Annotated in this window: 20 protein-coding genes; 18 read left to right on the top strand and 2 right to left on the bottom strand. The window is 75.3% G+C overall.

Going from position 1 to position 23749, the window contains the following annotated elements; translation table 11 throughout:
- Positions 1–7: 7 nt before the first annotated feature.
- Positions 8–859 (bottom strand): ParA family protein, encoded by an 852-nt coding sequence (locus QSK00_RS14875; protein ID WP_285591895.1) that lies wholly within the window; start codon positions 857–859, stop codon positions 8–10.
- Between the two features lie 73 nt (positions 860–932).
- On the opposite strand from QSK00_RS14875, the gene QSK00_RS14880 reads away from it, so the two are divergent.
- The 6 genes from QSK00_RS14880 to QSK00_RS14905 all read left to right on the top strand — a co-directional run bounded on the left by QSK00_RS14880 (position 933) and on the right by QSK00_RS14905 (position 7447).
- On the top strand, positions 933–1706 hold the full coding sequence (locus tag QSK00_RS14880) for a methyltransferase domain-containing protein (protein WP_285591858.1): 774 nt from the start codon (positions 933–935) through the stop codon (positions 1704–1706).
- Between the two features lie 246 nt (positions 1707–1952).
- Positions 1953–2360, top strand: coding sequence for an SCO2097 family morphological protein (locus QSK00_RS14885; RefSeq protein WP_285591859.1), 408 nt, complete (start codon positions 1953–1955; stop codon positions 2358–2360).
- A gap of 740 nt (positions 2361–3100) precedes the next feature.
- The gene (gene mraZ, locus QSK00_RS14890; RefSeq protein WP_018335696.1) at positions 3101–3532 is read left to right on the top strand and encodes a division/cell wall cluster transcriptional repressor MraZ; all 432 of its coding nucleotides are present in this window, start codon (positions 3101–3103) and stop codon (positions 3530–3532) included.
- Positions 3533–3801: 269 nt separating this feature from the next.
- Complete coding sequence (gene rsmH, locus QSK00_RS14895; protein WP_285591896.1) at positions 3802–4761, top strand: 16S rRNA (cytosine(1402)-N(4))-methyltransferase RsmH; 960 nt, start codon at positions 3802–3804, stop codon at positions 4759–4761.
- Complete coding sequence (gene ftsL / locus QSK00_RS14900; protein WP_285591860.1) at positions 4758–5537, top strand: cell division protein FtsL; 780 nt, start codon at positions 4758–4760, stop codon at positions 5535–5537. The genes rsmH and ftsL overlap by 4 nt, the downstream gene beginning before the upstream one ends.
- Positions 5537–7447, top strand: coding sequence for a peptidoglycan D,D-transpeptidase FtsI family protein (locus tag QSK00_RS14905; RefSeq protein WP_285591862.1), 1911 nt, complete (start codon positions 5537–5539; stop codon positions 7445–7447). Before ftsL ends, QSK00_RS14905 begins: the two co-directional genes overlap by 1 nt.
- Here the strand turns inward: QSK00_RS14905 and QSK00_RS14910 are convergent.
- The gene (locus QSK00_RS14910; protein ID WP_285591863.1) at positions 7437–7910 is read right to left on the bottom strand and encodes a GNAT family N-acetyltransferase; all 474 of its coding nucleotides are present in this window, start codon (positions 7908–7910) and stop codon (positions 7437–7439) included. The two genes, QSK00_RS14905 and QSK00_RS14910, sit on opposite strands and share 11 nt — an antisense overlap.
- A 53-nt stretch (positions 7911–7963) precedes the next feature.
- On the opposite strand from QSK00_RS14910, the gene QSK00_RS14915 reads away from it, so the two are divergent.
- The 12 genes from QSK00_RS14915 (at position 7964) to ftsZ (ending at position 23729) form a co-directional block, all read left to right on the top strand.
- Positions 7964–8617: a TetR/AcrR family transcriptional regulator gene (locus tag QSK00_RS14915; RefSeq protein WP_285591864.1), complete on the top strand. Its 654-nt coding sequence runs from the start codon at positions 7964–7966 to the stop codon at positions 8615–8617.
- A 91-nt stretch (positions 8618–8708) separates the two neighbouring features.
- Complete coding sequence (locus tag QSK00_RS14920) at positions 8709–10295, top strand: UDP-N-acetylmuramoyl-L-alanyl-D-glutamate--2,6-diaminopimelate ligase (RefSeq protein WP_502872041.1); 1587 nt, start codon at positions 8709–8711, stop codon at positions 10293–10295.
- Positions 10292–11716: a UDP-N-acetylmuramoyl-tripeptide--D-alanyl-D-alanine ligase gene (locus QSK00_RS14925; protein ID WP_285591865.1), complete on the top strand. Its 1425-nt coding sequence runs from the start codon at positions 10292–10294 to the stop codon at positions 11714–11716. The genes QSK00_RS14920 and QSK00_RS14925 overlap by 4 nt, the downstream gene beginning before the upstream one ends.
- Entirely contained in the window at positions 11713–12780 is a 1068-nt protein-coding gene (gene mraY / locus QSK00_RS14930; RefSeq protein ID WP_179793603.1) for a phospho-N-acetylmuramoyl-pentapeptide-transferase, read from the top strand. Before QSK00_RS14925 ends, mraY begins: the two co-directional genes overlap by 4 nt.
- Positions 12773–14278, top strand: a complete 1506-nt coding sequence (gene murD / locus QSK00_RS14935) for a UDP-N-acetylmuramoyl-L-alanine--D-glutamate ligase (protein ID WP_285591866.1) — start codon at positions 12773–12775, stop codon at positions 14276–14278. Before mraY ends, murD begins: the two co-directional genes overlap by 8 nt.
- Positions 14275–15567, top strand: coding sequence for a putative lipid II flippase FtsW (gene ftsW, locus QSK00_RS14940; protein ID WP_285591867.1), 1293 nt, complete (start codon positions 14275–14277; stop codon positions 15565–15567). Before murD ends, ftsW begins: the two co-directional genes overlap by 4 nt.
- A gap of 7 nt (positions 15568–15574) precedes the next feature.
- Positions 15575–16711: an undecaprenyldiphospho-muramoylpentapeptide beta-N-acetylglucosaminyltransferase gene (gene murG / locus QSK00_RS14945; protein WP_285591868.1), complete on the top strand. Its 1137-nt coding sequence runs from the start codon at positions 15575–15577 to the stop codon at positions 16709–16711.
- Positions 16712–16722: 11 nt separating this feature from the next.
- The gene (murC, locus tag QSK00_RS14950) at positions 16723–18225 is read left to right on the top strand and encodes a UDP-N-acetylmuramate--L-alanine ligase (RefSeq protein WP_285591898.1); all 1503 of its coding nucleotides are present in this window, start codon (positions 16723–16725) and stop codon (positions 18223–18225) included.
- Positions 18226–18479: 254 nt separating this feature from the next.
- A complete protein-coding gene (locus QSK00_RS14955; RefSeq protein ID WP_285591869.1) occupies positions 18480–19103 on the top strand; it encodes a cell division protein FtsQ/DivIB in 624 nt (207 codons plus the stop codon).
- Between the two features lie 286 nt (positions 19104–19389).
- Positions 19390–20739 (top strand): DUF8814 domain-containing protein, encoded by a 1350-nt coding sequence (locus QSK00_RS14960; protein ID WP_285591870.1) that lies wholly within the window; start codon positions 19390–19392, stop codon positions 20737–20739.
- Complete coding sequence (locus QSK00_RS14965; protein ID WP_285591871.1) at positions 20723–22156, top strand: heparin lyase I family protein; 1434 nt, start codon at positions 20723–20725, stop codon at positions 22154–22156. Before QSK00_RS14960 ends, QSK00_RS14965 begins: the two co-directional genes overlap by 17 nt.
- Before the next feature lie 307 nt (positions 22157–22463).
- Positions 22464–23729 (top strand): cell division protein FtsZ, encoded by a 1266-nt coding sequence (ftsZ, locus tag QSK00_RS14970; RefSeq protein WP_285591872.1) that lies wholly within the window; start codon positions 22464–22466, stop codon positions 23727–23729.
- The last annotated feature ends 20 nt before the right edge of the window (positions 23730–23749 follow it).

Below are 23749 nucleotides of genomic sequence, written 5' to 3' on the forward strand. Positions count from 1 at the left end.
TCGGGGCTCAGCCGGTCCGGCGGCCGCGGCGCTCGCGGGCGCTGTGCCCGGCGCGCACGATGCGACCGAGCAGCACGTCGAACTGCTGGGAGATCTCGCGGGCGCCCGGGGTGTCCCAGCGCTGGATCGGAACTCCCGCGCCCTGCGCCTGCTGCACGGCGGTGCGGTCGGGGAGGACGCCGGAGAGCACGAGCGGGCCGAAGAGCTCCCGGAGCTCGTTCACCCGGAACTCGTGCTCGGCGGACCGCGCGCGGTACTTGTTGATCAGCACACCGAGCGGCTGCAGCCGCGGGTTGTGGGCCCGCTCGGCCTGGACCGCCTCGAAGGCGCGCTGCACGCCGGAGACGGCGAAGATCGTCGGCTCGGTGACCAGGACCGCACGGTCGACCGCGACGAGGGCGGACCGCGTCAGCTGGCCCAGCGAGGGCGGGCAGTCGATGAGGACGAGCTCGTAGTGCGGCAGCGAGGCACCGGCGGTCGACCGGCGCCGGGGTGGGGCGGTCTCGTCGAGGTCCGCCACCGTGCTGCGCGGCAGGGCGGCCAGCAGACGGGACAGCCGGCCCAGCCGTTGCGACCCCGGGTCGGGGTGGTTGTGCCGCTCGATGTCCTCCGAGCCGACGAGGACGTCGATCGCGTCGTCCCAGGAGCTCGGCGCGATCGAACTCGCGAGGACGGCGGGGGAGGGGTGCTCGAGGGCGTCGGCGACCGTGGTCTCGCTCTCGCCGGGTTCGAGTGCGGTGGTCGCGTTGCCCTGCGGGTCCAGATCGACCACGAGGGTGCGCAGACCCTGCTTCGCGGCCGCTCCCGCCAGCCCGAGGGTGACGGTGGTCTTGCCGACCCCGCCCTTGAGGCTGAGCACACCGGTCACATACACGAGCGCAACGTACCGGCTGACACGCGGATCCCCGATGGGTGAGCATTACGGTGTGGCCGTGACCGCCCGCCCGGCCCGCCCGCCCGTGCTCCCGACCCTCGACGTCGTGGCCACGAGCCTGCGCGACGAGCTCGCTGCCGCCCGTGCCCGCAACACGTCCGGGCCCGTGCACGTGCTCGACGTGGGCGGGGGCAGTGGGGCCTGGGCCGTGCCGCTCGCGGTCGAGGGGTGCGAGGTCACCGTCGTCGACTCCAGCGCCAACGCCCTGGCGGTCCTCCGCAGCCGCGCCCGCGACGCGGGCGTCGCCGACCGGGTCCGGGCGCTGCAGGCCGACGTCGACGCGCTCCCTGAGGTGACCGACGGCGTGCACGCCGACCTCGTCCTCGGGCACGGCCTGCTGGAGTACGTCGACGACCCCGCCGCGGCGCTCCGTGCGCTCGCCGACGCGGCCGCGCCGGGCGGGCTCGTGTCGCTGCTCGTCGCGAACCGGTACGCCGCGGTGCTCGCCCGCGTGGTGAGCGGGCGTGTGGGGGAGGCCCGCCGGATGCTGGCCGACCCGGCCGGGCGATGGGGTCCCGCCGACCAGCTCCTGCGGCGGATGGACACCGCCGAGGTGACCGCGCTCGTCGACGGGGAGGCGTCGCTCACTCTCGAGCGCGTGCAGGGGCACCGGGTGCTCGCCGACCTCGTGCCCGAACACGCCCCGGATGCGGGCGCGCCGGACGATCTGGCGGCGCTCGAGGAGCTCGCGGCGACCACCCCGCCGCTGCGCGACCTCGCCTCGCGCATCCACGTCCTGGCTCGTCGGGCGGGGTCCGACCACTGCTCGTGAGGTCCGTGTGATGTGCATGGTCAGGAGCGGGGCGATCGATCACCGGGCGCTGTCGGATGATCGCGCGGAGTGGCTCGTGGCAGGCGTTTCACCGGCCGAAAGAATGATCGTCCGTGCAGAACACCGGTCCGGGTAGTCGGACTGCCGGACGGCTCGTACGATGAGGGGCAGCCATCACGTCGATGTGCCGATCGTCCCTTCCCCCGGGGCCGATCCTCGCTCTCGTTCCGGTGCCGGAGGAGAATCATGCCGCTCTCCGAGCACGAGCAGCGCTTGCTGGACCAGATCGAGCGCGCGCTCTATGCCGAGGATCCGAAGTTCGCGTCGACCGTCCGCGGGGGCCGGCTCCGCCGACCGTCGCGGCGCCGCCGGGTCCAAGGCGTGGTGCTCTTCGTCGTCGGGGTCGTCGCCCTCGTGATGGGCCTCGTGTTCATCCAGGCGCTCTCCCCGGGTGGATTCCCGGTCGTGAGCGTGATCGGCTTCCTCATGATGTTCGCCGGCGCGGTTCTCGCGATCACGGCGACCGGTGGGAAGAAGGGCGAGGCCGCCGCCGGTGAGGGCGACGGCAAGGGCGCCCCGTCCGGCGAGAAGGACAAGAGCCGCTTCACCACCAAGATGGAGGAGCGCTTCCGCAAGCGTTTCGAGCAGGAGTAGCTCACCGAAGTCTCCGACGCGCGCCGTCGACCCGGTCGGGTCGGCGGCGCGTTCGTCTGTCCGGGGTCCGCCCCACCGTCCCCCACCGTGCGCGAGGGTCACGTGGGGCAGGCTCCTGAGGTCCGCCTGCCTGGTGTGCACCACAGGGTCGAGCGATGGCGGTGCCGGCCGCGAGTGTCACGTGAGGCAGCTCCCGGGCGCGTGGGACCTGCCTGGTGCGCACCTCGCGGTGGCTCGCCCCACCCGCCCCCACCGGCCGCCCCACTCGCCCCCACCAGCCGCCCCACTCGCCCCCACCAGCCGCCCCATTCGCCCCCACCCCGCGCCGTGAGGCGGCCGCGAGTGTCACGTGAGGCAGCTCCCGGGCGCGTGAGACCTGCCTGGTGCGCAGCTCGCGGCGAGCCCAGGGCAGGGCGTCCCACCGGCCACCCCACCCGGCCCCACCGGTTCCCCCACCGCTCCCCACCGGAGCCCCCACCACGCCCCACCCGGCCCCCGAACAGGCCCGCAGCACCCCGGAACGACCTCCGCAGGCGTGTCACTGCCTGCTCCGACCAGGTGGATCAGGGATCGTCGGGCTACGCCCCCCACTCGCCCCCCACCGTCCCCCACCGGCACTGACCTGGGCGAACTCCCTCGATCGGGGTGCACACGCCGCCCCGGCGAGGTTGAGAGTGGAGCGTCGTGGGGTATTGTGGTGAGCAGTGGGGCGGCAGGGGCTCCATCGGGGAGGTGGGGCCGTGTTCCTCGGCACCCACACCCCGCGGTTGGACGACAAGGGCAGGTTGACCCTGCCCGCCAAGTTCCGGGACGAGCTCGCAGGGGGGCTGATGATCACGAAGGGGCAGGACCACTGCCTGTACGTGTTCCCCCGCGACGAGTTCGAGCAGATGGCCCGGAAGGTCGCCGAGGCTCCGTTCACCGACGAGCGGGTGCGCGCCTACCAGCGCTACCTCTTCGCCGGCACCGACGAGCAGCGGCCGGACTCGCAGGGGCGCATCCCCATCAACGCCGAGCTGCGGCGCTTCGCCGGGCTCGACCGGGAGTGCACCGTGATCGGGGCGGTCAGCCGCCTCGAGATCTGGGACTCGGCGAGGTGGCAGGCCTACCAGGACGCCCACGAGGACAGCTACGCGCAGGCCCAGCAGGAGGTTCTCCCCGGGGTCTTCTGACGGAGACCCCACCGATCGACCCGCCCAGGCGCGGGGGTTCGGGTGCCGTGAGGCCCCGACCCGCAGGGTGACGGCCCTGGCGCACCTTCCCCGGTGCCAGGTCCGCCCGCCCTGCGGGCCGGGACGTGACGGCATCCGCGCCCCGACCGGGCGCGGACCGGCGTCCCCGCCGGTCCGCACGCACCAGACGAGCGCCCGAGTGGACACGGTGGAGGCGGAGGATGGACCCGACCGGGCCCTCGGACGACGACGCCCTGCGATTCACCCACATGCGCCCCACGGGTGACCGGCACGTGCCGGTCCTGCTGGAGCGGTGCCTGGAACTGCTCGCCCCGGCGCTCGACGCGCCGGACGCCGTGGTCGTCGACGGGACCCTGGGACTCGGGGGACACGCGGAAGCCCTCCTGACCCGCCATCCGGCACTGACCCTCGTCGGGCTCGACCGCGACCCCGAGGCGCTCCGGCTCGCGGGGGAGCGGCTCGCGCCCCACGCCGACCGCATACACCTCGTGCACGCCGTCTTCGACGAGATCGCCGAGGTCCTCGACCGGCTCGGCCTCGGGCCGGTGCAGGGCGTCCTGTTCGACCTCGGGGTGTCCTCGTTGCAGCTCGACGAGGACGAGCGCGGCTTCTCCTACTCCCGCGAGGCACCGCTGGACATGCGCATGGACCCGACGACGGGTCCGAGCGCGGCGGACGTCCTCAACACCTACGCGCCCGGCGAGCTGGTGCGCGTCCTCCGAGACTACGGGGAGGAACGAGCGGCCCGGCGCATCGTCGAGGCCGTCGTCCGTGCCCGGCGACGGGCTCCGCTGACGACCAGCGCGGAGCTCGTCGCCCTCCTCGAGCAGGCGATCCCCGCCGCGAGCCGGCGCACCGGCGGCCACCCGGCCAAGCGCACGTTCCAGGCGCTGCGCGTGGAGGTCAACGGCGAGCTCGACGCGATCGCCGGCGCGATCCCCGCCGCCGTCGACGCGCTCGCGCTGCACGGCCGGCTCGTCGTCATGAGCTACCAGTCGCTGGAGGACCGCATCGTCAAGCGGGTCCTCACCCAGCGGTCCCAGGTCACCGCGCCGCCGGACATGCCGGTGCTGCGCGAGGAGGACCAACCCGAACTCGCGCTGCTCACCCGTGGCGCGGAGAAGGCCGACGAGGCCGAGGTCGCCGCCAATCCGCGGGCGGCATCGGTGCGGCTGCGAGCCGCGGAACGCGTCCGGGAGGCAGCATGAGCGCGGGAACGATGACGCAGCGCACGACGACGGGTCGCAGCGCGACGACGCCGCGCGCGGGGCGGGCGGCGACGACGCCGGCCCCCACGGCGGCTCCCACGGCGGAGCCGACCACCGGCACGACGACCGGCACCACCGGCACGACGCGGGCCGGCGCCCGGGCACGCGCCACCTCGCGCCGCGCCCCGGCGCCGGGTACGAAGCGCACCCGCGCGGCGAGCACCGCGGCCGCGGCCGGGACGGCCGGTGGCACCGCGCCGTTCGTGCTCCTGATCATGGTGCTGTTGACGTCGGGTCTGGTCGCCACGCTGTGGCTCTCCACGGCCGCCGCCGCCGACTCCTACCGTCTCGACGACGCACGGCAGGCCACCCGCGACCGGTCCGAGGAGGTCGAGCGGCTCCACCGCGACGTCGCGGCGATGCAGGCCGCCCCCGCCCTCGCCGCGACCGCCGAGCGCATCGGCATGGTCCCGGCGGGCACGCCCGCGGTGATCCTCGTGCACCCCGACGGCACCAGCCAGGTCGTCGGCACCCCGCAGAAGGCCCGCGCTGCGGCGCCGCCGCCGGCGCCCGCCCCGCCGGCCCCACCTGCCGTCGCGAACCCGGCGAATCCCGTCGCGCCGGCCGCCCCCGCCGCACCGGGCGCCACGACCCCGCAGGACGCCCGGTCGCAGGCGGACCCGGAGGCCCTGGCCTCCGACCCGGCCACCGGCGTCCAGTCCTCGGCCGGCGGCGCTCCGGCCCCCGCGCCCGCCGGCACCCCGGGCGGCCGCTGATGGCGCGCCCGCCCGCGACGCTCACGCGGCCCCCGTCACGCCTCCCGAGCCCGCGGGGGCGCGACGACCGCCCGCTCCCGCCCCGCCGTCCCGCGCCGCCGCCGCGCAGCGGCCCGCCCCGCCGAGCCCGCGCGCCCCGCCCGCCGGACCCCCGCCGTCGGCTGCGGGTCGGCCGGCTGCTGCTCGTCGTGCTCCTCGTGATCGCCGCGGGCAAGCTCGTCGAGGTCCAGGCCATCAGCGCCGGCGACCTGGCCGCCGACGCCGCGAAGCAGCGGATGACGCGCCTCGTCGTCCCCGCCGAGCGCGGAGCCATCCTCGACCGCGACGGCACGCCGCTCGCGTTCTCGGTGGAGGCCAAGGCCCTCGTCGCGAACCCCCGCCGGATCGCCGCCGACTGGTCGACGCCCGAGATCCGCAACACCCCCGGCGCGCCGACGCCCGAGCAGCGCAAGGCGGCGATCGCCCAGGGGATGGGCGCGATCCTGCACACCGACCCGGCGCCGTTCTACGCGGCGCTCATGAGCGACCGCAGCTACGTCGTGCTCGCCCCGCTGGTCGACCCGACCGCGGCCCGCACGATCCGGGAGCAGTTCCCGGAGATCGCGCAGGAGGACCGCGAGTCGCGGCAGTACCCGGCCGGCGACGTCGGCGGGTCGGTCGTGGGCAGCGCGTCCTGGTCGATGGACAAGGGCCGCATCAACGGCAACGTCGGGCTGGAGAGCGCCGAGGACAAGGTGCTGGCCGGTCAGGACGGCTTCCGCATCGTCGACACCGCCGAGGGCAGCGACGCCGTGATCCCGGGGTCGACCCGCGCCGAGCAGCCCGCGCAGGCGGGCACCGAAGTCGTCCTCACCCTCGACGCCGACCTGCAGTACACCGTGCAGCAGAAGCTCTCCGCGTACGTCGCGCGGACGGGGGCGAAGGACGGCAGCGCCGTCGTGCTCGACGCGCAGACCGGGCAGGTGCTCTCCCTGGCCAACGCCGGGGCGGGCGGTGCCCCGGTCTCCGGGGACCCGGCCGTGACGACGCCGTTCGAGCCCGGCTCGGTCAACAAGGCGGTCACCTTCTCCGCGGCGCTGGAGGCCGGGCTCATCAGGCCCGAGGACGTCATCACCGTGCCCGGCAACATCAAGGTCGCCGACCGCACGATCAACGACGCGTGGTCGCACGGCCCGGTGCCGATGACGATGAACGGGATCCTCGGCAAGTCCTCCAACGTGGGCACGCTGATGACCGCGCAGCGGGTCGGTCCGGACCGGTTCGCCGACATGCTGGGCAAGCTCGGGATCGGCACGAAGACCGGCGTCGAGCTGCCCGGGGAGAGCGGCGGCTCGGTGCCGCCGCGGGACGACTGGTCGGGCTCGACCTTCGGCAACCTGCCGATCGGTCAGGGCCTGTCGATGACGACCCTGCAGATGGCGAGCATGTACCAGGCCATCGCCAACGACGGGGTCCGCGTCCCGCCGCGGGTCATCTCGGCGACCGTCGCACCGGACGGCGTGCGGACGCCGACCCCGGCCCCCGAGCCCGTCCGCGCGATGTCCCCGCAGACCGCGGAGACGATGCGGCAGATGCTGCAGTCGGTGACCCAGTCCGGGAAGAGCCCGAACGAGGGCACCGGCGCCAAGGCGGCGATGGACGGCTACCCGGTGGCGGGCAAGACCGGGACCGCCCAGCAGGTGGACCCGACGTGCGGCTGCTACGCGAAGTCGACTTACTGGATCACCTTCGCGGGCATGTTCCCGGCCGACCACCCGCGCTACGTCGTCGCGCTCATGCTCGACGCCCCGCCCGGGGGCGACTCGGCGGCGCCGCTGTTCCACGACATCGGCTCCTACCTCGCCGCGCACGGGAACGTGCCCGTCTCGACCGCCCCGCCGCGTCAGGTGCCGCTGCAGCTCACGCCGTGAGGTCGAGCGCGTAGTCCTGGCCGAGGAGCGGCACGCCGAACTCGTCGTGCTGCTCCTCGGCCGTGAGCACGAACCCCTCGGTGAGGTAGACGGACCGCGCGGCGGCCAGCGGCGCGTTGGTCCACAGCACGAGCCGGGCGAACCCGGCGCCGCGGGCGTGCCCGATGCAGCGGCGCACCAGCGCCCGGCCCACGCCGAGCCCGCGGGCGGCCGGGTCGAGCAGGAGCAGCCGCAGCCGCGCGGTCGTCGCGTCCTCGCGCACGCAGAACACGCACCCCACCCGGCGGTCGTCGAGCTCGGCGATCCAGGCCCGGTCGGTGTCCGGGTCGTGGTCGGCCACGATGCGCGCGGTCACGCGCTCGACGGCCCAGCCGTACTCCGCCGCGTAGAGCTCGCCGTGCGCCATCACGACCCACCCCAGGTCTCCTGGATGGTCGGCCGTCCGGATCGTGACCTCGCCCATGACTGCCACCCTCCCGACTGAAACAAGTGTTTCAGTGAAGCACACTGGGCGCCGTGACGGCGACCGACGACTCCTCGAGGGCGACCGACGCGGCGACCGACGGCGAGGGGTCCGCGCGGCGCCGCGAACTCCTCGACGCGACCTACGGCTGGGTCCTCGAGCACGGCTGGGCCGGCATGTCGTTGCGTCCCCTCGCCGAGGCGGTGGGATCGAGCCCGCGGGTCCTGCTCTATCTCTTCGGCAGCAAGGACGGGCTCGTGCGCGCGCTGCTCGGCCGGTCGCGGACCGACCAGCTGCGGGTCCTGGACGCCCTGCCCGACGACGCCGGGCTCGCGCAGGTGGGTCGAGTGCTCTGGGACTGGCTCGCCGCGGCGGAGCATCGCCCGCTGCTGCGGCTCTGGCTCGAGGCGTACAGCCGGTCGCTGGGGGAGGAACCGGACGCCGACCGGGACAGCCCGTGGGCCGGTTTCGCCCGCGACACGGTGAGCGACTGGGACCTGCTGCTCGCCGCCCACCAGCCCTCCGCGCGGGTGTCGACGCCCGACGGGACCGCCGAGCGTGCCCTGCTGCTGGCGGTGCTGCGCGGGGCCCTGCTCGACCTGCTCGCGACCGGGGACGCCGCCCGGACCGGGGCCGCCGTCGCGGCTCACCTGCAGGGTCTCGACGAGGCGTCGGGCGCGGAGGATCCGGCCGTCCGGACCGCCTGAGCGCGGCCCCGCGCGGGGGAGGGCGCAGGCGGACCCGATCGGGACGGTGAGTAGCCTTCCGCCCGTGCCGCCCGCACCGAGCCGGACCGCCGTGGAGCCCTCCGGGGGCCCCTCGGGAACCTCGTCGAGCGCGCTGCCCGGCGGCCACGACGCGACCGCCGAGGAGGGCGCGATCCGGCCCGCCACCGTGGTCCCGACGACCCTCGGGTCGCTGGCCGCGCGTATCGCGGACGCGACCGGCACGGCCCCCGAGCTGCAGGGTGCCGACGTCACGACGACGGGTGCCACGCTGCGCGCCCACGAGGCCCGGCCCGGTGACCTGTTCGCCGCCCTGCCCGGGGCGCGCGCGCACGGCGCCGACTTCGCCGACCAGGCCCTCGCCGGGGGCGCCGTCGCGGTACTCACCGACCCCGACGGGGCGACCCGACCCGTCGTCCGGACCTTGCCGACGCTGGTACACCCGGAGCCGCGCGAGGCCCTCGGGCCCGCGTGCTCGCGGCTCTACGGCGACCCGTCGTCGCACCTGGCGCTGCTCGGCGTGACGGGGACGAGCGGCAAGACGACCACGGTCTACCTGCTCGAGGCGGCCCTCGCCGCCGCGGGGACGACCACCGGGCTGATCGGCACCGTCGAGACCCGCATGCACGGCCGCCGCGTGCCGAGCGCGTTCACCACGCCCGAGGCGCCGGACCTGCAGGCGCTGCTCGCCGCGATGCTCGAGCAGGGCGTGACGCACGCGGCGATGGAGGTCTCCAGCCACGCGCTCGCGCAGGGCCGGGTCGGAGGTACGCGGTACGCCGTGGGTGCCTTCACCAACCTCTCCGCCGAGCACCTCGACTTCCACCCGACGATGGAGGACTACTTCGCCGCGAAGGCGCGCCTCTTCGACGGGCGGGCCGACCGGCACGTGGTCTGCGTCGACGACGCCTGGGGCGCCCGCCTGGCCGGCACGGTCGAGGCGACCACGGTGAGCACCACCGGGCCGGCGGACTGGACCGCCGCCGAGGTCGTCGCCCACCCCGACGGCTCGCAGTCCTTCCGCGTGCACGGCCCCGACGGCCTGGCGCTGCCGGTGACGCTGCGGCTGCCGGGCGCGTTCAACGTCGCCAACGCCCTGGTCGCCCTCGCGTGCGGCCACGCCGTGGGGCTGGACCCGGAGCGGCTCGCCGCCGGGCTCGCCACGGTCACCGTCCCCGGCCGGATGCAGCGCGTCGAGGCCGGGCAGCCGTACCTGGCCGTCGTCGACTACGCCCACAAGCCCGCCGCGGTGGAGGCGCTGCTGCGCACGCTGCGGACCCAGACCGAGGGCCGGGTCCTGACGGTGCTCGGGTGCGGCGGTGACCGCGACCGCGAGAAGCGCCCCGTCATGGGAGCGCTCGCCGCGCAGCTCTCCGACCTGGTCTGGATCACCGACGACAACCCGCGCACCGAGGACCCGGCGGCCATCCGTGCCGCGATGCTGGACGGGGCGCAGGGTGCGGACGGGGCCCGTGCGATCGTGGCCGAGGAGGGTGACCGCCGCGCCGCGATCCGGGCGGCCGTGGCCGCCGCGTGTCCGGGCGACGTCGTCGTCGTCGCGGGCAAGGGCCACGAGCTCGGCCAGAAGGTCGGGGCGCAGACGCTGCCCTTCTCCGACGTGGACGAACTCACGACCGCCATCCAGGAGGATCCTGCGTGATCGAGCTGACCCTCGCGGAGCTCGCCCGCCTCGTCGGCGGACGCCTGCACCGGGCGACCGGGGACGAGCGCATCACGGGCACGGTCGAGTTCGACAGCCGCGCGGTGACCCCCGGCGGGCTGTTCGTCGCGCTGCCGGGCGAGCGGGTCGACGGCCACGCCTTCGCGACGACGGCCGTCGCCGCCGGGGCGGCCGGCGTCCTCGCCGCCCGGGAGGTCGACGCGCCGGCCGTGCTCGTCGAGCCGCTCGGCGCCGACGCGCACGTCCCCGACGCCGCCCACGACGCGGCGGGCGCCGCGGTGCTCGTCGCGCTGCAGACCCTGGCGCGGCACACGGTGGACTCCCTGCCCGACCTCGACGTGGTCGGCCTCACCGGCTCCTCGGGCAAGACCTCGACGAAGGACCTGGTCGCCGCCCTGCTCGAGCGGGACGGCACCACCGTCGCGCCCCCGGGCAGCTTCAACAACGAGCTGGGCCACCCCTGGACGGTGCTGCGCGCCGACACGTCGACGCGGCACCTGGTGCTCGAGCTGTCCGCCCGCGGCGTCGGCCACATCGCGGCCCTCTGCCGGGTCGCACCGCCGCGCATCGGCGCGGTGCTCAACGTCGGGTCGGCGCACCTCGGGGAGTTCGGCTCCCGCGAGGCGATCGCGCAGGCGAAGGGTGAGCTGGTCGAGGCGCTGCCCGCGGACGGCGTGGCCGTGCTCGGCGCCGACGACCCGGTCGTCGCCGCGATGCGCCGCCGCACCGCCGCCCGCGTGGTGCACGCCGGGCGGGCGCCGGAGGCCGACGTGCGCGCGGTCGACGAGACCATCGACGACGAGGGCCGTGCGCGGTTCCGGCTGGTCACCCCGGTCGGCGAGGCCGACGTCGCCCTCGGACTGCGCGGCGCGCACCAGGTCGACAACGCGCTCGTGGCCGCGGCGATCGCGCTGGAGGCGACGGGCCTCGACGTCGGGACGATCGCGTCCGCACTGGGGGCAGCCGTCCCGCGGAGCCGCTGGCGCATGGAGGTGGGGGAGCGGCCGGACGGGGTCCGGGTGCTCAACGACGCCTACAACGCCAACCCGGAGTCGATGCGGGCCGCGCTGGCCACGCTCGCGGCCATGGGAGGCCGCCACACCGCCGTGCTGGGCGCGATGGCGGAGCTCGGGGACGACGCGGACGCTGCGCACGCCGAGCTGGGCCGCCTCGCGGCGAGCACCGGCCTGCACCGCCTCGTCGTCGTCGGCGAGGCGGCCCGCGGGGTCCACGAGGCCGCCCGCGCGGCAGGACTGGACTCCGACCTCGTGCCCGACGCCGCGAGTGCGGTCGAGGCGGTGCACGCCGAGCCCGGCGACGTCGTGCTGGTGAAGGCGAGCCGGTCGGCCGGGCTCGAGAGGGTCGCGAGCGCCCTGCTCGAGGCGGGGGCGCAGCGATGAAGGGCGTACTGGTCGCCGCGGGGCTGGCCCTCGCGGTGTCGATCCTGCTGACGCCGTACGTGATCCGGCTGTTCATCCGGCAGGGGTTCGGGCAGGAGATCCGCGAGGAGGGCCCGCAGAGCCACCAGGGCAAGCGCGGCACCCCGACGATGGGCGGGGTCGCGATCCTGATCGCGATCTGGGTGGGCTACCTCGCGTCCCACCTGGCCGCCGACGTCTCGATCTCGGCGTCGGGCCTGCTGGTCCTGCTGCTGATGACCTCGCTGGGCGTGGTCGGCTTCCTCGACGACTTCATCAAGATCCGCCGTCAGCGCAACCTCGGGCTGAACAAGACCGCCAAGCTGGTCGGGCAGTTCGTCACCGCGGTGATCTTCGGCGTGCTGGCCCTGCAGTTCGTCGACGAGCAGGGCCTCACCCCGGCCTCGACGAACCTGTCGTTCGTCCGCGACATCGCGGTGGTCGGCTTCGGCAGCGTCGGGTTCATCCTGTTCTGCTACCTCATCGTCACGGCCGCCTCGAACGCCGTGAACCTCACCGACGGGCTGGACGGGCTCGCGGCCGGCATCTCGGCGATGGTGCTCGCGACCTACCTCATCGTCTCGTTCTGGCAGTTCCGCAACGACTGCGGCACCGCGATCGAGGCGGGCTGCTACCAGGTGCGCGACCCGCTGGACATCACGCTCGTCGCCGCCGCGGGCATGGGCGCCTGCATCGGCTTCCTGTGGTGGAACGCGGCGCCCGCCCGCATCTTCATGGGCGACACGGGCTCGCTGGCGCTCGGCGGCCTCTTCGCGGGGCTCGCCATGGTCACCCGGACCGAGCTGCTCCTCGTGGTGCTCGGCGGGGTGTTCGTCGTCGAGGCCCTCTCGGTGGTGCTGCAGGTCGCGGTCTTCCGGACGACGAGGCGGCGCCTGTTCCGCATGGCGCCCTTCCACCACCACTTCGAGCTCGCCGGCTGGGCCGAGACGACGGTGATCATCCGGTTCTGGCTGCTCGCCGCGATCTGCTGCGCGCTGGGTCTGGGGCTGTTCTACAGCGAGTGGCTGGCCGCGTCCGGTGGCTGACTGGCACACCAGGCACGTCCTGGTGGCGGGGGCCCGGCGCACCGGGGCGTCGGTGGTCGACGTCCTGCTCGAGCTCGGGGCCCGGGTGACGGTCGCGGACGCCGACCCGGCGCAGCTCGCGACCCTCACCGACCGCGCGGCGGCCTCCACGACCGACCTCGCGTCCCTGCCGAGCGGCTGCGACCTCGTCGTCACGAGCCCCGGCTTCCGCCCGGACTCCCCGCTCGCGCTCGCCGCCCGGGACGCCGGCGTGGAGATGATCGGCGAGCCGGAACTGGCGTGGCGGCTGGGGCAGGACCCGGCGGTGTGCCCGGACGGCCCGCCGACGTGGCTCGCGGTCACCGGCACCAACGGCAAGACCACGACCACCGGCATGCTCGAGGCGATCCTGCTCGCGGCCGGCCTCGACGCGGTGGCGTGCGGGAACATCGGGCTGCCGATCGTCGACGCGCTGCGCGCCGGGCACCGGGTGCTCGCGGTGGAGCTGTCGAGCTTCCAGCTGGAGTGGTCGCCCTCGGTCGCCCCGTTCGCGGGGGCCGTGCTGAACGTGGCCGACGACCACCTCGACTGGCACGGCTCGATGGCGGCCTACGCGGCGGCGAAGGGCCGGGTGCTGCGCGGCCGGGTCGCGATCGGCGGCCTCGACGACGAGCGGGCGTCCGGGCTGCTGCGCGCGGCGTCCGGACGGCGGGTCGGGTTCACCCGCGGCGAGCCGGGCCCGGGCGAGCTGGGCATCGAGACCACGCGCGGCGTCCGCCGGCTCGTCGACCGGGCCTTCGACGACGTCGGGGGCGAGGACCGCCGGGCGGTCGTGCTGGCCGAGGTGGCCGACATCGCGCCGCCGGGTCCGCCCGGCGAGGCCAACGCGCTGGCGGCCGCGGCGCTCGCGCGGGCGCACGGGGTGACCGCCGAGGCGGTCGCCGCCGGGCTCCGGGCCTACGCACCCGGGGCGCACCGGGGTGCGGTGGTGGCCGAGTCGGGCGGGGTGCGCTGGGTCGACGACTCGAAGGCGACCAACCCGCACGCGGCCGCCGCGTCGCTCGCCGCGCACGCCCGCGTGGTGTGGGTGGCGGGCGGACTGCTCAAGGGCGCGGCCGTGGACGACCTCGTCCTCGCCAACGCCGGGCGCCTCGCGGGGGCGGTGGTGCTGGGCGCCGACCGGGCGCGGTTCCTGGAGGCTCTCGCCCGACACGCGCCCGAGGTGCCGGTTGACGACGTCGGCGGGGGTGACGATGGGGCGGTGAACCCAGGGGACCCGATGCTGGCAGCGGCCCGGTCGGCCGCGACGATGGCCCGACCCGGCGACGTCGTGCTGCTCGCGCCCGCGGCCGCCTCGATGGACATGTTCCGTGACTACGCCGCCCGGGGGGACGCGTTCGCCGCGGCCGCCCAGCGCGTCGCGGGCGCGGACGCCCTGGCCGCGGAGCCGGGGGCGGACCCGGACGGCGTGCCCGAGCCGGGCGCGGTGACGGAGCCGGTCGCGGACCCGTCGTCGTGACCTCGACGCAGCGGCGGCCGGGCAGGCCGGGCCGCACCCGCCGGAGGACCCAGGCCCCACCGCACGTGCGTGCCCTGGGCGGCGCGCTCTCGCAGTGGCTCGGGCGCCCGCTGACGTCGCTGCACCTGGTGCTGGCCGTGTTCGGGCTGCTGACGGCGCTGGGCCTGGTCATGGTCCTGTCGGCGTCGTCGGTGAACGCCTACGCCGCCGGCGGGTCGTCCTACGGCGTGTTCTTCCGCCAGCTCGCGTTCGCGGTGCTCGGCGCGGGCCTGTTCTGGCTCGGGCTGCGGGTGCCGCCGCGGCGGTGGCGGGCGGCGAGCCCGTGGCTGCTCGCCGGGTGTCTGGTGCTGCTCGCGCTGGTGCTCGTGCCCGGCCTCGGCGCGCAGGTCAACGGGTCGCGGTCGTGGTTCCGGGTGGCGGGCCTGTCCCTGCAGCCCAGCGAGATCACCAAGATCGCGCTGGCCCTGTGGGGTGCGCACGTGCTCGTCCGGCACCGCCCGGCGCCGCGGCGGTGGCGGCAGGCACTGCTCCCGATGGTGCCGGTCGCGATGCTGATCTTCCTGCTCGTGATGCTGCAGCCCGACCTCGGCACCACGATCTCCCTCGGCGTCATCGTCGTCGGCCTGCTCTGGTTCGCGGGCGCCCCGCTGGGACTGCTCGCGTTGATCGGCACGCTCGGCGTCGTCGGGGTCGTCGTCCTCGGCGTCGTGGCGAGCTACCGGCAGAGCCGGCTCACGGCCTTCCTCGACCCGGCCAACGCCGACCCGCTCGGCCCGGCCTACCAGGCCCGGCAGGCGCTGTACTCGCTCGCCGACGGCGGGGTCTTCGGTCAGGGCCTCGGACAGGGCCGCGCGAAGTGGAGCTACCTGCCCAACGCCGACAACGACTTCATCTTCGCGATCATCGGCGAGGAGCTCGGCTTCCTCGGCGCCTCCGCGGTGATCGCCCTGTTCGTCACCCTCGCCTACACCGGGTTGCGCATCGCGGCGCGCTCGGTGGACCCGTGGATCCGGGTGGTGGCGGCGACGCTGACGGTGTGGCTGGTCGTGCAGGCGGCCATCAACATCGGCTACGTCGTCGGCCTGCTGCCGGTCACGGGCATCCCGCTGCCGCTGGTGTCCTCCGGCGGCACGTCCCTCGCCCTCGCGCTGTTCGCCGGCGGCCTGCTCGCGAACTTCGCCCGCCACGAGACCGACGCCGCCGCCGCGCTGCGCACCCACGGCCAGGGCCGCCTCGCGCGGCTGCTCGGCCTGCCGCCGCCCGAGCCGGGGCGTGTCCGCACCACCTAGGAGTCGTGTGTCCGAGACCTCCGACCGCCCACGTCGTACCCGTCGCCCGTTGTCCGTCGTCGTCGCCGGCGGCGGGACCGCGGGGCACATCGAGCCCGCGCTCGCGCTGGCCGACGCGGTGCGGCGGCTGCGCCCGGACGCCCGGGTGACGGCGCTCGGCACCGCGCGGGGCCTCGAGACCACGCTGGTCCCGAAGCGGGGCTACCCGCTCGAGCTGGTGCCGCCGGTGCCGCTGCCGCGCAAGCCCTCGAAGGACCTGGCGGCCCTGCCGTGGCGGATCGTGAGGTCCGTGCGGCGGACGCGGCAGGTGCTCAAGGCGGTGGACGCCGACGTCGTCGTCGGGTTCGGCGGGTACGTGGCGCTGCCCGCCTACCTGGCGTCGCGGCTGCCGGGCACCCGCGTGCCGGTGGTGGTCCACGAGGCCAACGCGAGCGCCGGGATCGCGAACAAGGTCGGCGCCCGGCACGCTGTGGCGGTCGCGGCGGCGGTGCCCGGCAGCGGGCTCGACGGGCCCGTGATCGGGATGCCGCTGCGCCGCGCGATCACGACGCTGGACCGCGAGGCGCTGCGCGCGAAGGCCCGCGCCCACTTCGGCCTCGACCCCGACGCGCCGACGCTGCTCGTCTTCGGCGGGTCGCAGGGGGCGCGGTCGCTCAACGAGGCGGTCGCCGGCGCGGCGCCCGAGCTCGCGCGCGCCGGCATCGGCGTGCTGCACGCGCACGGGCCGAAGAACACCGTCGACGTCCCCGCGTCGCGGCCTCCCTACGTCGCGGTGCCCTACCTGGAGCGGATGGACCTCGCCTACGCGGCGGCGGACCTCGCGATCTGCCGCTCGGGTGCGATGACGGTCGCCGAGGTGTCGGCGGTCGGGCTGCCCGCGATCTACGTCCCGCTGCCGCACGGCAACGGCGAGCAGCGGCTCAACGCCCTGCCCGTGGTGGACCACGGCGGCGGCCTGCTGGTCGAGGACGCCGACCTCACCCCGGAGCGGGTCGTCGAGCTCGTCGTCCCCCTCCTGACCAGCGGCGAACGGCTGTCGGCGATGAGCGTGGGAGCCCGGCGTACGGGCCACGCGGACGCGGACGAGACACTGGCCCGGATGGTGCTGGACGCGGCCGAGGGGACAGTGGGGGTCGAGCGGTGAGCGAGGAGATCATGCAGCCGGGCGAGCAGGCGGTCGTCCCGGAACTGCCCCGGCTGCTCTCACGCGTGCACTTCATCGGCGCGGGCGGCGCCGCGATGAGCGGGATCGCGCGGATCCTCCTCGCGCGGGGGGCGATGGTGTCCGGCTCGGACGCCAAGGACTCGCGGGCGGTGCTCGCGCTGCGCACCCTCGGCGCCGAGGTGTCGGTCGGCCACGACGCCGCGAACCTCGACCTGCTGCCCGGCGGCCCGACGGCGCTGGTCACCACGAAGGCGGTCCACCAGGCCGACCCGGACAACCCGGAGCTGCTCGAGGCGGCCGCGCGCGGCATCCCCGTGCTGCACCGCTCGGCGGTGCTGGCCGAGCTGATGGCCGACCACCGCGCCGCCTGCGTCTCGGGCAGCGCCGGCAAGACGTCGACGACCTCGATGCTGGTCGTGGCGCTGCAGGCCTGCGGCACCGACCCGTCGTTCATGATCGGCGGCGACCTGCTGGCCTCGGGCTCGAGCGCCCACCACGGGCACGGCGACGTCTTCGTGGCCGAGGCCGACGAGTCCGACGGCTCGTTCCTGGCCTACTCGCCCGCCGTCGCGATCGTCACCAACGTCGAGCCCGACCACCTCGACCACCACGGCACGGTCGAGGCCTACGTCGCGGTGTTCGACGCCTTCGCCGCGCGCATCGAACCCGGCGGAGCCCTGGTGGTGTGCGCCGACGACCCGGGCGCGGCCGCCCTGGGCGACCGCGCGGCCGCCGCCGGCATCCGCGTCCGCCGCTACGGCCGGGCCGCCACCGGCCCCGAGGACGTGACGGTCCTCGGCTACCGCGCGGAGGCCTCCACCGGGGTCCTGACCATCCGGGTGGGGGGAGACGCAGCGGGGTGGAGCTCGACCGGGTCGGCGGGCGTCGAGCACACCGTGCGGCTCGGGGTGGCGGGGGAGCACCAGGCGCTCAACGCGTGCGCCGCGCTGCTCGCGGGGCTGGACCTCGGCGCACCCCTGGACCGGCTCCTGGCCGGGCTCGCCTCGTTCACCGGGGTGCGGCGCCGCTTCGAGCTCCGGGGCGAGGCCCACGGGGTGCGCGTCTACGACGACTACGCGCACGCGCCCACCAAGGTGGACGCGCAGCTGCGCGCCGCCCGCCCGGTGCTGGGGGAGCGGGGGCGGCTCATCGTCGCGTTCCAGCCCCACCTGTACTCGCGCACGCGGGACTTCGCCGAGCAGTTCGGGGCGGCGCTCTCGCTCGCCGACGAGGTGGTGCTCCTCGACGTCTACGGCGCCCGCGAACAGCCCGAGCCCGGGGTCAACGGCGCCACCATCGCCCGCCACGTCACCCTGCCGCCCGAGCACGTGCACTACGAGCCGTCCTGGGCGGCCGTGCCGAGCCTCCTCGCCGACCTCGCCCGCCCCGGCGACCTCGTCATCACCATGGGCGCCGGGGACGTCACGGTCCTCGGCCCGGAGATCCTGACCGAGATCGAGGGGCGGGAGACGCCCGCCCACGTCGGGGGCTGAGTCCGCTGCCGCCCCCCACCCGACGTTCCCGGTCCGGCGTTCCCGACGGCAGGTCAGGTCGCCCGGCGGGGCGGGCGCGGGGCGAGAGCGGCCGCGCGCGGGGAGACGGTGCCCGCGACGGTCGCGGCCGGCGCCCGTCGTCGCGACCACCGCGGGACCGCGGACCGCGGGACCACGCCGCCCTCGAGGCGCGCGCCGCCCGTCGGCGGACGCTGCGCCGACGCTGGACGGTCGGGGTCCTCGCCCTCGCCGTGGTGGGCGGGCTCGTGTACCTGCTGGGCTTCTCGCCGGTGTTCGACGTCCGCGCGGTGGAGGTCACGGGGGCCTCGCCGGAGACGCTCCCGGCCGTGCAGCAGGCCGCCGCCGTCCCCGCCGACACCTCGCTGCTGTGGCTGTCCACCGACGACGTGGACGCCCGGGTCGCGGCCATCCCGCGGGTCGCGTCGGTCGACGTGCGGCGGTCCCTCCCGGGGACGGTCACGGTGGCCGTCACCGAGCGGGAGCCGGTCCTCGCGGTGCCGCTGCCGACCGGGGCCGGCCTGCTCGACGGCACCGGGTTCGTCTACCGCACGCTGCCCGCCCCACCCGCCGGCGTGCCCCGGCTCGTGCTGCCGCCGGGGGTGGCGGCCTCGCCCACGGACCCGGCCACGGTGGCCGCCGTGCGGGTGCTGCAGGCCCTGCCGACGGCCCTGCGGGCCCAGGTCACCGAGCTGCGTGCGGACAGCGCCTACGACGTCTCGTTCACCCTGGGCGGCCGTACGGTGCGCTGGGGCGCCGACGCCGAGGACGAGCGCAAGGCCGCCGTCCTCGGGCCGCTGCTGACCCGCCCGGGTTCGGTCTACGACGTCTCCACGCCGGACCTGCCGGTCGTGAGCTGAGCCCTCCCGGACCGCGACCGGCCGACCCTCGATCACCACTGGACGTGTCACGCGCGGTCACCGTGTCCCGGTCGAACCGTCGCGCAGCGTCGGTGGGCCCGGGTCCCGGCTCACCCGTCGGAGGAACGCACCACCCCTTCGGGCGACGAGTGAAAGGCGTGTGACCTGGACGAACGGGTTTCACCACTCCGGTTATCACTCACGTGCGCACCACGCGTTTCGCTTGACCCAGATGTGTCACGCAGCGTCAACTCCCACCCGTCGTCACGACGGTGGGAGAGAAGCAATGACCAAGAGGACTGGCCGCGACACCAGGGGTGCGGCGCCACCGCGGGTGCGGCGGGTGCTGGTCGCCGCGACGGTGTCGTTCCTAGCCGCCTCGATCCTCGGGGCCACGCTCGGACACGCCCCGGTCGCGCGGGCGTCGGTGCCCGGCGAGACGTGGGTGCCGGAGCTGTCCGTCGAGGGCGGCGACGACACGAACGTCGTCGCCTCCGCCGGCGCGATCCGCCTCGCGGACGGGGTGGTGCGTGCCCAGAGCGCCCGCTCGCCCTTCGCCGAGGGCGAGCTGCTGCTCGACCGCCGCCGCCTGGCGGCCCCGGCGGACCAGGTCACGGCCCAGGTCACCGCGGACGTCCCGCCGGGGGCCCAGGTGCTCGTCGACGTCCGCGGGATCCGGTCCGACGGCACCTGGAGCCAGTGGAGCCCCGCCACGGCGACCGGCCCCGCCCAGCTCCCCGAGGCGACGGTCGACGTGCAGGCCCGGGTGACGCTCCTGGCCGGCGACTTCGGGGCGAGCCCGTCCCTGCAGCGGCTCTGGTTCTCCGCCGTCCGCTCCGGGACGCCCGCGGGCACCACCCCGACCCCGACGACAACCGCCACGCCGACCACCGCCCCGACCACCGCCCCGACCACCGCGGCGACCGCTGCCCCGCAGCCCGCCCGGGTCGCGCCGCTGACGAGCCGCGTCTTCGCGACGCGGATCGGGCTGGTCGGGAACACGACCGCGAACGGGCACGTGATCGTGCCGCGCGACCGGTTCGTCGCCCTGCCCTCGCGCCGCGGGCTCGCGCCCCGCGGCACCGGGGACTACACCGTCAAGGTCTGCGCCTCGAACGGCCGGTGCGCGTGGCAGCCGGTCTGGGACGTCGGCCCGTGGAACATCCGCGACGACTACTGGAGCGCCCCCGGCGGCCGTCAGCAGTTCGGTGACCTGCCCCGCGGCTTCCCGGAGTCCCAGGCGGCCTTCCAGAACGGCTACAACGGCGGCAAGGACGGCTTCGGCCGGCGGGTCGCCAACCCGGCCGGCATCGACCTCGCCGACGGGACCTTCTACGACGACCTCCAGCTGCGGGACAACAGCTGGGTCACCGTCACCTACCTCTGGACCGGGACCGGCCCCTCGGCCCTCGCCCGGCCCACGGGAGCCCCGACCCTGACCGTCCGGTCCGCTCCCACCGACTCCTCGTCCGCCGTCGGCACCGTCTCCGCGGGCGCCCGGATGGGCGTCACGTGCAGCGCGCCCGGTCAGACGCGCTCCGGCAGCCAGGGCACGTCCGCCCAGTGGCTCCAGATCGGTCCCCAGCAGTACGTCCCCGCCGCCGCCGTGGAGGCCCCCCGTGTCGCGTCCTGCTGATCTCCTCGACCCCCTTCCCGACCGTCCCCTCTCCCCGCACGCCGGGCCGGGGGCGGCGCCCTCGACCGCAGCCGCGCAGCGCGACCGCCGCGCCCGTCGTCGCCGCCGGGCCGTCCTGACGGCGGGTGCGGGTGCCCTGCTCGCGGCCGTCGTCGGGCTGGCCACCTCCGCCGCCGCCGTGCCGACCGGCGAGAGCTGGGGCAGCGAGCTGTCGGTCTCGGGCGGGGACGACGTCAACGTGAAGCTCGTCGACGGTGCCGTGCGCCTGGTGACGCCGTCGACGGCGAAGGCGCGCTCGGAGGGTGTGATGGTCCTCCCGCCGCGCCGTCCCGCCGTGGCGACGAACGCGATCACGACGGCCCTCACCGCGGACGTGCCCCCCGGGACGTCCGCCCGCGTCGACGTCCGCGGCGTCCTGCCCGACGGCTCGTGGAGCCCGTGGCTGCCGTCGAAGGACGGCACGCGCACCGTGCTGCCCGCCCTCACCACCCAGATCCAGGCCCGGATCGTCATGATCGGCGGCGACGGCGCGGTGAGCCCGGCGGTGGAGCGGCTCTGGCTGACCACGTCCACCACGTCGGCGTCCCCGGCCTCCGCCACCGCTCCCGCGGCGCCCGCCACCACCGCCGCGGCGACGACCACCCCGGCCCCGAGCACGACGGCGCCGACCACACGGCCCACCACGACCACCGTGGTGCCGATCCGGCCGTCCACCCCGACGCCGACCCCGAACTCGAGCCCCGCCCCGGCGCCGGCGGCCAAGCCGATCTGGGACGCCGCCATCACCGCCCAGGGCCTCGGGATGTTCAAGGACACGCCCTGGAACATGGTCGGGGCGAAGACGCCGACGGTGGTCCCGGCCACCGACCTCGCAGGTCGCAAGGCGCTGCGCTTCACGATGCCCGGCGGCGGGAAGCGCTCGGAGATCGAGCCGAACGTCGACAACTTCACCGAGGGTCAGGACCGCTACATCCGGCTCTCGGTGCGCCTGGCCGACGGCTTCCCCGTGAACGCGAACTCCTGGCAGCTCATCACGCAGTTCAAGAACGAGGGCACCGGGAGCCCGCCCCTGGAGCTGCGGATCGGCAACGGCAACTACATCCTCTCCGGCGGGTTCGACCACCCCGGCGGGTCGAAGAACTTCGACAAGGTCGTCGCCCCGGCGGTCACGGGCAAGGTCACCATGATCGTGCTGCACGTGAAGTTCTCGTCCACCAGCTCCACGAGCGTGGTCGACGCGTGGGTCGACGGTCAGCAGAAGGTCGCGGGGTTCCACCCGCCGGGCGGCACCCTCTACCCCGGGAACTACAGCTACTGGAAGCTCGGTCTCTACCGCGACACGGCGATCGGCCAGACCGCCACCTACGAGCTCTCCGACGCACGGCTCGGCACCTCGTACGCGTCCGTGGCCGGCTGACGATCCGCTTCGGAACCGAGCGAACGGCACTCTCGCGCGATCTATGTGCGCGAGGGTGCCGTTCGTTCGCATCGGGCGCCCTGAAGTCTCGACCCGTCATCCAGAGTTCGCACCGGCTCGGGCAGACGGGTGACATCGACGCGGGACACGCCCGGCGCGCCTGCGTGCATCACGCGGTGTCGGCTGCCTACGGTCGCGCGGACACCGGAACGGGGAGTCCTCGACCATAGACCTCCAGCTGAGGTCGAGGGTTGAGGGTCGCCCCGCGTGTCGGCCGGTGTCGCCGTCCGCAGTGAGAGGAAGTCCCATGACGCCCCCGCACAACTACCTGGCCGTGATCAAGGTCGTCGGCATCGGTGGCGGCGGGGTCAACGCCGTCAACCGCATGATCGAGGTCGGCCTCAAGGGCGTCGAGTTCATCGCGGTGAACACCGACGCCCAGGCCCTGCTGATGTCCGACGCCGACGTCAAGCTCGACGTCGGTCGCGAGCTCACCCGCGGCCTCGGCGCCGGCGCGGCCCCCGACGTGGGCCGCCGCGCGGCCGAGGACCACGCCGAGGAGATCGAGGAGGTCCTCAAGGGGGCCGACATGGTCTTCGTGACGGCGGGTGAGGGCGGCGGGACCGGTACCGGCGGTGCCCCCGTCGTCGCCGGCATCGCCCGCAAGCTCGGCGCCCTGACGATCGGTGTGGTCACCCGCCCCTTCTCGTTCGAGGGCAAGCGTCGCGCGACCCAGGCCGAGAACGGCATCCAGGAGCTGCGCAACGAGTGCGACACGCTCATCGTCATCCCGAACGACCGGCTGCTGCAGCTCGGCGACGTGTCGCTGTCGCTGATGGACGCCTTCCGGTCCGCCGACGAGGTGCTCCTCTCCGGGGTCCAGGGCATCACCGACCTCATCACGACGCCGGGTCTGATCAACCTGGACTTCGCCGACGTCAAGAGCGTCATGTCCGGCGCCGGCAGCGCCCTGATGGGCATCGGGTCCGCGCGGGGCGACGGCCGCAGCGTCGAGGCGGCGGGCAAGGCGATCAACTCGCCCCTGCTCGAGGCCTCGATGGACGGCGCGTACGGCGTGCTGCTCTCGATCGCGGGTGGCTCGGACCTCGGCCTGTTCGAGATCAACGAGGCCGCCTCGCTGGTGCAGGAGGCCGCGCACCCCGACGCGAACATCATCTTCGGGACGGTGATCGACGACTCGCTCGGCGACGAGGTCCGCGTCACCGTCATCGCCGCCGGGTTCGACTCCGGCACCGTGCCCCACGCGAAGGCCGTCCCGAGCGCCATCGGGCAGTCCTCGCGCGGGCAGGCGCCGGGCCGCGGGTCGATCGCCCCCGGGGACTCCGGCCCGCGGCACTCGCAGCCGCCGAGCCAGCCCCAGCCGGTGATCCCGGCCGCCGTCGCGCAGGCGCCGACCACCCCGGCCACGCCGGTGCCGAAGCCCGAGGAGCTCGAGGCCTCGCGCCAGGGCGCCGCGGGCACGGAGAAGGAGCCCGCGGCCGCGGAGAAGGCGGAGAAGCCGGCGAAGAAGGCCGAGGAGGACGACGTCGACGTCCCCTCGTTCATGCGCTGAGCACCATCGGGTCGGCGGGG

Origin of the sequence: Actinomycetospora sp. NBRC 106378 (assembly GCF_030269685.1) — a bacterium.
Lineage (GTDB): Bacteria > Actinomycetota > Actinomycetes > Mycobacteriales > Pseudonocardiaceae > Actinomycetospora.